This window comes from Streptomyces sp. NPDC058221 (genome assembly GCF_042882365.1).
GTDB lineage: Bacteria > Actinomycetota > Actinomycetes > Streptomycetales > Streptomycetaceae > Streptomyces.
On record NZ_JBHVWF010000093.1, the window covers coordinates 24,601 to 32,633 of the forward strand.

Consider the following 8,033-nt stretch of genomic DNA (forward strand, 5'->3'; position numbering starts at 1 on the left):
GAGCCGGACCAGCGGGTCCGCATCGGTACGCGCAGCTCCCGGAGGCATCGGCCGCCGGGAGCTGCACGGCATCGCGGCACCCGGCAGTACGACACGGCACCGGACGGTGCCGCACCGCACGCGGCGACGTGTCGCGCGGCAGTAACTCGTCGAGGGGACAGGGCAATGACGGCCGAGCTGGTCCGGGGGCAGAACCACACCTTGCCCCAGACCCGTCTGGAGATCCGGGTGTCGGCCGGTGCGCCGGTCGTGGCCGGCGCCACGCTCGGCGACGAGCGCGGCACGGTGCACGGCGTCGAGTGGATCGCCCACCCCGGCTCCCCGCAGCTGCCGGGGCTCGAAGTGTCCCGGCAGGCCGCCGCCGACCACCGGCTCGCCGTCGACCTCGACGCCCTGCCCGACGAGGTGCACCGGGTCACGGTGCTGCTCGCCCTGCCGCTGGAGTCGGGCGGTCCCACCCGGTTCGGCGCCGTGGCCTCGCCCTTCGTCGCCGTCACCGGCCTCGAAGGCACCGAGATCGCCACCTTCACCCTGACCGGTCTGGACACCGAGTCCGCCGTCACCGCCCTGGAGCTCTACCGCCGGCAGGGCGGCTGGAAGGTCCGTGCGGTCGGCCAGGGCTACGCGGGCGGTCTCGCCGCGATGCTCGCCGACCAGGGCGTGGACCGGGCCGCCGAACTGGCCGGTTCGATACAGGAGGCGGTCGCCCGCGGCCTGGCCCGCTCGGTGGCGCCGCCCCCGCCCCGCACCCCGGAGGGCGACCGGGTCAGGCACGCGACGACCCCCGCACCGGCCCCCGGCGCCGGGCAGCCCCCGGTCCCGCCACCGCCGGCCCAGGAGCCCGGTCCCGCCGGACCGCAGGCCGCCCCGGGCGGCCCCATCGACTACGCGCACCCGCGCCGTCAGTCCGCCGCGCCTCCGCCGCCCCCTCCCGCCGCAGCGCCCGCAGACCCCGGACAGCCGGTGCAGCCCGTTGCCGGGGACGCGACCGGATGGTCCATGGACGAGCGCCTCTACAACCAGGTCTGGGGGATGTTCGAGGACCTGGCCAGGGCCACCGCCGCGTACCGCAGCGCCGTCGATTTCGCCGAGTCCCGGATGGACCAGGAGCTGGAGCGGACCCTGTCCGACCCGCGCAGCCGGATCGGCGGTACGGGTGACCGGGCCCGGGAGCAGGCCCGCGCCAAACGCGACGAGCTGACCGGCCGGGCCCGCGAGGCCCTGGACCGCGACCTCTCCCAGCTGGCCGCCGAGTCCGCCGTGGTGGAACCCGCGCTCCCCGCCTCGTACGCGGGCTGGGACAACCCCGTCTGGCACGCCTACCGCGTTCCGATGGAGATCCCGATGGCGCTGCGGATCGGCGATCTGCACCTGCCGGAGGACACCACCCTGCGCATTCCGCTGCTCGTACGGCTGCCGCTGGAGCGCGGGATCTGGATCGACAGCGGGCGAACGGCCTCCGAGGCGGCCGCCCTGACCGGTACCGACCAGCTGCGCCGGCTGGCCATGGAGAGCGCGGTGCTGCACGCCGCCCGGCTGCTGGCCGTCTACCCGGCGGACGAGTTCTCGGTCCATGTCATCGACCCGGCGGGCTCCGCCACCGCCGCGCTCGCCCCGCTGGTCCGCTCAGGGGTGCTCGCGGGCCCGCCCGCGTCCGGACCCGGGGGAGTGTCCTCGGTCCTCGCCCAGCTCACCCGACGGGTCGATCTGGTGCAGATGGCGATCCGGGCCGGTGCCGCCGATTCGCTCCCGCCCGATCTGGACCCGGCCGAGCAGCTGCTGATCGTCAACGACTTCCCGCACGGTTTCGACGACCGTGCCGTCACCCAGCTGCGCTACCTCGCCGACGAGGGTCCGTCCGTCGGCGTCCATCTCCTGATGGTCGCGGACCGGGAGGACGCCTCCGAGTACGGACCGGTCCTCGACCCGCTGTGGCGTTCCCTCCTCCGGATCACTCCGGTCGCCGACGATCATCTGGCCGATCCCTGGGTCGGCCACGCCTGGACGTACGAGCCGCTGCGGACGCCGCCCGGCAGCGCTGTCCTGGACCTGGTGCTCGCCCAGGTGGCGGCCGCCCGCCGTGCCGGACACCGCTGACCAGCCCGGCACCCTTCACCATCAACCGTCCTGACCTGGCATTTTGAGGCACCTTTACCCATCTCTTTACCTTTCCTTGGTGTTCCCTGTACTGTTCTTCGAGCGGAGGGGAGTACTCCCAGCGCGGCGTGCCCGTCAGTACGGACTGTGACCGGTCCCGGGGCGCCGGCCGAGGCGCGCAGCCCGCGCGCCCAGGTGGAAGAGACCTCCGGCAGCGACGACGCTGATCAGTAGCCGTAGCGAACTGCCGGAGGCGCAGTGGACGTTTCATGGACCCTCTGGGCGCTGACCATTCTTGGTCTGTGCGCCCTCATCGCCGTCGACTTCTTCATCGGGCGCAAGCCTCATGACGTGTCGACCAAGGAAGCCGGAATCTGGACGATCGTCTGGATCGCCCTGGCCGCCCTCTTCGGACTCGGCCTGCTCGCCTTCGGCGAGAGCCAGGCCTCGGGCGAGTTCTTCGCCGGCTTCATCACCGAGAAATCGCTGAGCGTCGACAACCTCTTCGTCTTCGTGCTGATCATGGCGAAGTTCTCGGTGCCCTCCCACCTCCAGCAGCGGGTGCTGCTCTTCGGTGTGCTGATCGCTCTGGTGCTCAGGGCGGTCTTCATCGCCGCAGGTGCCGCGGTCATCGCCAACTTCTCGTGGGTCTTCTACATCTTCGGCGCGTTCCTGATCTTCACCGCCTGGAAGCTCATCCAGGAGGCGCGGGCCGACGAGGAGGAAGAGGAGTTCGAGGAGAACCGTCTCCTGAAGACGATCGAGCGCCGCTTCGGTGTCGCCGACCGGTACCACGGGACCAAGCTCTTCATCCGCAACAACGGCAAGCGCGTCCTGACGCCCCTGATGGTCGTCATGCTCGCCATCGGCACCACGGATGTGCTGTTCGCGCTGGACTCCATCCCGGCGATCTTCGGCCTGACCCAGGATCCGTACATCGTCTTCACCGCCAACGCCTTCGCGCTGATGGGGCTGCGGCAGCTGTACTTCCTGATCGGCGGGCTGCTCAAGAAGCTGGTCCACCTCAGCTACGGGCTGTCGGTCATCCTCGGCTTCATCGGCGTCAAGCTGGTGCTGCACGCCCTGCACGAGTCCGGGGTGCACGTCCCCGAGATCTCCATCCCGGTCTCGCTCGGTGTCATCTGCGGCGTGCTGGTGATCACCACGATCACCAGCCTGCTCGCCAACAAGAGGCAGGCCGAGGCGGAGGCCGGGAAGGCCGGGGACGACGCCGACAAGGGCGCCGGAATCGACGCCTGAACCGGCCGTCAGGCCCGGTGACGCCTGCGGCGCGGCCCCGGTGAACCCGCTACGCGGGGTCGCCGGGGCCGTTTCACCAGCCGCGGGCGCGCCACTCGGGCAGCTGCGGACGCTCGTCGCCCAGCGTGGTGTCGTCCCCGTGGCCCGGATAGACCCAGGTCTCGTCCGGCAGCGTGGCGAAGAGCTTGGTCTCCACGTCGTGCAGCAGGCTGACGAACGCGTCGGCGTCACCGAACGTGTTGCCGACCCCGCCCGGGAAGAGGCAGTCGCCGGTGAACAGGTGCGGAGCGCCCTGCGGGTCGTCGTAGACGAGCGCGATCGAACCCGGGGTGTGGCCGGTCAGATGGCGGGCGGTCAGCGAGATCTGTCCGACCCGGATGGTGTCGTTGTCCTCGACGGGCACATCGGTCGGGACCTCGATGCCCTCGGCGTCGTACCGCCCGGCGTACGTACGCGCACCCGTGGCCGCCACGACCTCGCCCAGCGCCTGCCAGTGGTCGCCGTGCCGGTGGGTGGTGACGACCGAGGCGATCGAGTCGTCACCGATCAGCTGCAGCAGGGTGCCGGCGTCGTTGGCCGCGTCGATCAGGAGCTGCTCGCCGGTGGCCCGGCAGCGCAGCAGATAGGCGTTGTTGTTCATCGGGCCGACGGCGACCTTGGAGATCATCAGATCCGTCAACTCGTGTACGTCCGCACGCCCGCCGACCTTGACCGCTCCGCTGTACGTCATGCGTCTCAGCCTATAGCGGGGGCAGTGCGGGAAGGGCCCCGCCCTCGACGGTCAGTGCCGACCCGTCGCGGCGCCCGCTGAGCCACCCGAGCAGCTCGGGTGCCGTGCCGCGGACCACGACCGGACCGCTCTGCGCGCCGCCGCCGGTCGTCCAGGTCCGGCCCGTCCCGTCGGCCACGTCCGTCGGGACGACCGCGGAGTGCCCGGCGAACCGCTCGGCCAGGAAGCCGATCTCCCGCGCGGTGAACTCGTCCGGCAGGTCCTCCAGCTCGTAGCCGACGCCCAGGTCGACGTGGTGCAGCTCGACCTCGATACGGCGGCGGAAGGGGATCCGGGAGGCCGAGTCCGTCACACCGTTGCGCATCGCGACGGTGCGTGACCAGTCGGCCGGGGCCGCGGCGGCCGCCACGAAACGGGCCGCGCTCGCCACCAGGTCGGCCAGCTGTCCGGCCTGCGGCCGGGGGGCGTCGCGCTCGATGTCACGGTCGCGGGTTTCGCTGTCTGCGTACATCGGCCGGCCCTGGAGAACATTTACGAGCGCGTCGGCGTTACGTGAAAGGTGCGCGAGGACATGACCCCGGCTCCAGCCGGGCAGCCGTGACGGCCGGGAGAGCGCGGAGTCGTCCAATTTCTCCGTGGCGCTGAGCAGTCGCTCGGTCGCTTCCCGCAGTGCGTCCAGGTCGTGCACGTGATCAATCATGGGGTCGAGAGTAGCCCCGCCACTCATTCGGGTGAAGGAGTCATCAGCCGTCCGTAAATCGAATGCGCGTGCTATACGCTCGGAGTCGAAAGCTCCGTACATCGCTGTGGCACCCCCCATATCCTGGGGCAGGGGCTCAGTTCCCCCGCTTCTCTCTAGAAAGGTGCGGACCGGCGTGGCCGACCGTCTCATCGTCCGTGGCGCTCGCGAGCACAACCTCAAGAACGTCTCGCTCGACCTTCCCCGCGACTCCCTCATCGTCTTCACCGGGCTCTCCGGGTCGGGCAAGTCGTCGCTCGCGTTCGACACGATCTTCGCCGAGGGGCAGCGGCGTTACGTGGAGTCGCTCTCCTCGTACGCCCGGCAGTTCCTCGGTCAGATGGACAAGCCGGACGTCGACTTCATCGAAGGGCTCTCGCCCGCCGTCTCCATCGACCAGAAGTCGACCTCGCGCAACCCGCGCTCGACGGTCGGCACCATCACCGAGGTCTACGACTACCTCCGGCTGCTCTTCGCCAGGATCGGTAAGCCGCACTGCCCCGAGTGCCGTCGTCCGATCTCCCGGCAGTCGCCGCAGGCCATCGTGGACAAGGTGCTCGGCCTGCCCGAGGGCAGCCGGTTCCAGGTCCTCTCGCCGCTGGTGCGCGAGCGCAAGGGCGAGTTCGTCGACCTCTTCGCCGATCTGCAGACCAAGGGGTACAGCAGGGCCCGGGTCGACGGCGAGACGATCCAGCTCTCCGAGCCGCCCACGCTCAAGAAGCAGGAGAAGCACACCATCGAGGTGGTCGTCGACCGCCTCACCGTCAAGGACAGCGCCAAGCGCCGGCTGACCGACTCGGTCGAGACCGCGCTGGGTCTCTCCGGCGGCATGGTCGTGCTCGACTTCGTCGACCTGCCCGAGGACGACCCCGAGCGTGAGCGGATGTACTCCGAGCACCTCTACTGCCCGTACGACGACCTCTCCTTCGAGGAGCTGGAGCCGCGCTCCTTCTCCTTCAACTCACCCTTCGGCGCCTGCCCCGACTGCACGGGCATCGGTACGCGGATGGAGGTCGACCCTGAGCTGATCGTCCCGGACGAGGAGAAGTCCCTCGAAGAGGGTGCGATCCACCCCTGGTCGCACGGACACACCAAGGAGTACTTCGGCCGGCAGATCAACGCGCTCGCCGAAGCCCTCGGATTCCGTACGGACATCCCCTGGGCCGGGCTGCCGCAGCGCGCCAAGAAGGCACTGCTGCACGGCCACAAGATCCAGACCGAGGTCCGCTACCGCAACCGGTACGGGCGCGAGCGGGCCTACACCACCCCCTCCTTCGAGGGTGCGGTGCAGTTCGTCAAGAGGCGGCACTCCGAGGCGGAGAGCGACTCCAGCCGGGAGCGCTTCGAGGGCTACATGCGCGAGGTGCCCTGCCCCACCTGTGAGGGCACCAGGCTCAAGCCGATCGTCCTCGCGGTGACGGTGATGGAAAAGTCCATCGCCCAGGTCGCGGCGATGTCGATCAGCGAGTGCGCCGAGTTCCTCGGCCGGATGAAGCTGAACGCCCGCGACAAGAAGATCGCCGAGCGGGTGCTCAAGGAGGTCAACGAGCGGCTGAAGTTCCTGGTCGACGTGGGCCTGGACTACCTCTCGCTGAACCGCGCGGCCGGCACCCTGTCCGGCGGCGAGGCCCAGCGCATCCGGCTCGCCACCCAGATCGGCTCCGGCCTGGTCGGCGTGCTCTATGTGCTGGACGAGCCGTCCATCGGCCTGCACCAGCGCGACAACCACCGGCTGATCGAGACCCTGGTCCGGCTCCGCGACATGGGCAACACCCTCATCGTCGTCGAGCACGACGAGGACACGATCAAGGTCGCCGACTGGATCGTCGACATCGGCCCCGGTGCCGGTGAGCACGGCGGCAAGGTGGTCCACTCCGGATCGCTGAAGGAGCTGCTGGCCAACGACAAGTCGATCACCGGTCAGTACCTGACCGGCAAGAAGTCGATCGCGATGCCCGAGATCAGGCGTCCCGTCGACCCCTCGCGCCTGCTCACGGTGCACGGCGCCCGGGAGAACAACCTCCACGACATCGACGTGGCCTTCCCGCTCGGTGTGCTGACCGCTGTCACCGGTGTCTCCGGCTCCGGAAAGTCGACGCTGGTCAACGACATCCTCTACACCCACCTGGCGCGCGAGCTGAACGGCGCCAAGTCGGTACCCGGCCGGCACACCCGGGTCGACGGGGACGACCTCGTCGACAAGGTGGTGCACGTCGACCAGTCGCCCATCGGCCGCACGCCCCGGTCCAACCCGGCGACGTACACCGGTGTCTTCGACCATGTGCGCAGGCTGTTCGCGGAGACGATGGAGGCCAAGGTCCGCGGTTATCTGCCGGGCCGGTTCTCCTTCAACGTCAAGGGCGGCCGCTGCGAGAACTGCTCGGGCGACGGCACGATCAAGATCGAGATGAACTTCCTGCCGGACGTGTACGTCCCGTGCGAGGTCTGCCACGGGGCGCGCTACAACCGGGAGACCCTGGAGGTCCACTACAAGGGCAAGTCCATCGCCGAGGTGCTGGACATGCCGATCGAGGAGGGCCTGGAGTTCTTCGAGGCCGTCCCGACCATCGCGCGCCATCTGCGGACGCTCAACGAGGTCGGCCTCGGGTACGTCAGGCTCGGCCAGTCCGCGCCGACGCTCTCCGGCGGTGAGGCACAGCGCGTGAAGCTGGCCAGCGAGCTCCAGAAGCGCTCGACCGGCCGCACGGTCTACGTGCTGGACGAGCCGACCACCGGTCTGCACTTCGAGGACATCTCCAAGCTCATCAAGGTGCTCTCCGGGCTGGTCGACAAGGGCAACACGGTGATCGTCATCGAGCACAACCTCGACGTCGTCAAGACCGCCGACTGGGTCATCGACATGGGTCCCGAGGGAGGCAACGGCGGCGGTCTGGTCATCGCCGAGGGCACCCCGGAGTACGTGGCAGGCGTCCCCGCCAGCCACACCGGGAAGTTCCTCCAGGGCATCCTGGACGCGGACCGGGTCAGCGAGGCGGCGGTTCCCGCAGCCCGTAAGCCGGCCCGGAAGACTGCCTCGAAGAAGGCGGTCGCCGCGAAGTCCGCCCCGGTCAGGAAGACGGCCACGGCGAAGACGGCGAAGGCCACCACGGCGAAGGCCACCGGGACGGCCGCGGCGAAGAAGCCCGCGGCCAAGAAGGCGACCCGCGCGCGCAAGGCCTGACGGCCGGCGAAGCGGCACGGCGAAGC

General features: G+C 69.9%; 5 protein-coding genes. 3 read left to right on the top strand and 2 right to left on the bottom strand.

Annotated features, from left to right (window positions below; genetic code table 11):
- The first annotated feature begins 165 nt into the window (after nucleotides 1-165).
- Complete coding sequence (locus ACFVW8_RS25970) at nucleotides 166-2,097, top strand: TerD family protein (RefSeq protein ID WP_389693972.1); 1,932 nt, start codon at nucleotides 166-168, stop codon at nucleotides 2,095-2,097.
- Between the two features lie 258 nt (nucleotides 2,098-2,355).
- Nucleotides 2,356-3,357, top strand: a complete 1,002-nt coding sequence (locus ACFVW8_RS25975) for a TerC family protein (protein WP_389693974.1) — start codon at nucleotides 2,356-2,358, stop codon at nucleotides 3,355-3,357.
- A 73-nt stretch (nucleotides 3,358-3,430) separates the two neighbouring features.
- Here ACFVW8_RS25975 and ACFVW8_RS25980 read toward each other — a convergent pair whose 3' ends face one another.
- Both ACFVW8_RS25980 and ACFVW8_RS25985 read right to left on the bottom strand, forming a co-directional pair.
- Complete coding sequence (locus tag ACFVW8_RS25980; protein WP_389693976.1) at nucleotides 3,431-4,087, bottom strand: MBL fold metallo-hydrolase; 657 nt, start codon at nucleotides 4,085-4,087, stop codon at nucleotides 3,431-3,433.
- Nucleotides 4,088-4,097: 10 nt separating this feature from the next.
- Nucleotides 4,098-4,787, bottom strand: coding sequence for a maleylpyruvate isomerase family mycothiol-dependent enzyme (locus ACFVW8_RS25985; protein WP_389693978.1), 690 nt, complete (start codon nucleotides 4,785-4,787; stop codon nucleotides 4,098-4,100).
- A gap of 175 nt (nucleotides 4,788-4,962) precedes the next feature.
- Between ACFVW8_RS25985 and uvrA the strand changes: the two genes are divergently transcribed.
- Nucleotides 4,963-8,007 (top strand): excinuclease ABC subunit UvrA, encoded by a 3,045-nt coding sequence (gene uvrA, locus ACFVW8_RS25990; protein ID WP_389693980.1) that lies wholly within the window; start codon nucleotides 4,963-4,965, stop codon nucleotides 8,005-8,007.
- Nucleotides 8,008-8,033: the final 26 nt, after the last annotated feature.

Coding starts and splice junctions, on each gene's coding strand:
- ACFVW8_RS25980 (WP_389693976.1), bottom strand. CDS start 4,087: ATGACGTACAGCGGAGCGGTCAAGGTCGGCGGGCGTGCGGACGTACAC.
- ACFVW8_RS25985 (WP_389693978.1), bottom strand. CDS start 4,787: ATGATTGATCACGTGCACGACCTGGACGCACTGCGGGAAGCGACCGAG.
- ACFVW8_RS25970 (WP_389693972.1), top strand. CDS start 166: ATGACGGCCGAGCTGGTCCGGGGGCAGAACCACACCTTGCCCCAGACC.